Consider the following 1,225-nt stretch of genomic DNA (forward strand, 5'->3'; position numbering starts at 1 on the left):
CTAAGACTAATAAAAAAGTTTTTAAAAGTGCCATCAGTTTTGGCATCATATTCCTACGTATAAGTTAAATTTAAACTAAGGGTATCTATACCTGAATAACCTTCGATAGATATTATTATATGATCTTAGGAAAAATCATCAGTAAAGGAAGTGTTAACTATGCCAAGTAAACCTACACAGATGAATTTACAACATGATTTCAAGAAAAGAAATAATAAACCAGGAAGTACCTCTAGCGAGCTAAATAATGGTGATGCAATTAAAGAAGGAAAACAAATTGTAAAAACAAGAGATTAATTCATGGAAAATGGTAATTTAAGTCTTTTGAGCCCTTAGGGCTCTTTTTTTAGTTAGGCAGCTTTAAAAAACAACTAGTGAATCTAACGGGTAATTTTCTTTCAGATGCCTTATGTAAATTTAAAATTTATGTCTTTTTTATAATAATTAAATTTTATATAATAAATTAGTAGGATTGTTAGGTAAGGTGATTGCATTAAATGAAGAAATTAGATAGAAAGTTTTATGCTAGAGAAACAATAACAGTAGCCAAAGAATTATTGGGTAAAGTATTAGTACATGAAATAGAAGGCACCAGAGTTGCGGGAAGAATAGTTGAAACGGAAGCATATTTAGGAATAGAGGATAAGGCTGCACATTCTTATGGGGGAAGAAGAACTGCTAGAGTAGAAGTCATGTATGGAAAGGCAGGATTTTCATATGTATTTGTTATATATGGTATGTACTATTGTTTTAATGCTGTTACTCGTGAAGAAGGAGTACCACAGGCTGTACTAGTTAGGGCACTAGAACCTTTAGAAGGGTTAGATAGCATGTCAACTAATAGATTTAAAAAAACTTATAGTGAGTTAACAAAAAGTCAAATAAAGAATTTAACTAATGGTCCAGGAAAATTATGTAATGCTTTGGATATAAATAAAGCTTTTAATGGTGAAGATTTATGTGGCAATAAGCTATATATAGAAGAAGGACACAGTAATGAATTCCAAATAGTATCATCTAAAAGAGTAGGAATAGATTATGCAGAAGAGTTTAAGGATTGTCCTTGGAGATTTTATATAAAAGATAACATGAATGTATCAGTAAAATGATATGGATACTCATGCCCAAAATTTAACTTATACTTCGGGATATATTACCATGCTTCGTCACGTTAAATATTTTTAATTAGTCTAAAGCTCAAATTTGATAAAAATCTAAGAACTTT

At 29.9% G+C, this 1,225-nt stretch carries 2 protein-coding genes; both read left to right on the forward strand.

Translation table 11 applies throughout. From position 1 onward, the window contains the following. The first annotated feature begins 159 nt into the window (after positions 1–159). Positions 160–297 (forward strand): hypothetical protein, encoded by a 138-nt coding sequence (locus HGI79_RS22410; protein WP_185652881.1) that lies wholly within the window; start codon positions 160–162, stop codon positions 295–297. A gap of 200 nt (positions 298–497) precedes the next feature. Then, entirely contained in the window at positions 498–1,109 is a 612-nt protein-coding gene (locus HGI79_RS22415) for a DNA-3-methyladenine glycosylase (RefSeq protein ID WP_185652882.1), read from the forward strand. Positions 1,110–1,225: the final 116 nt, after the last annotated feature.

The organism is Clostridium sp. DJ247 (assembly GCF_014231265.1).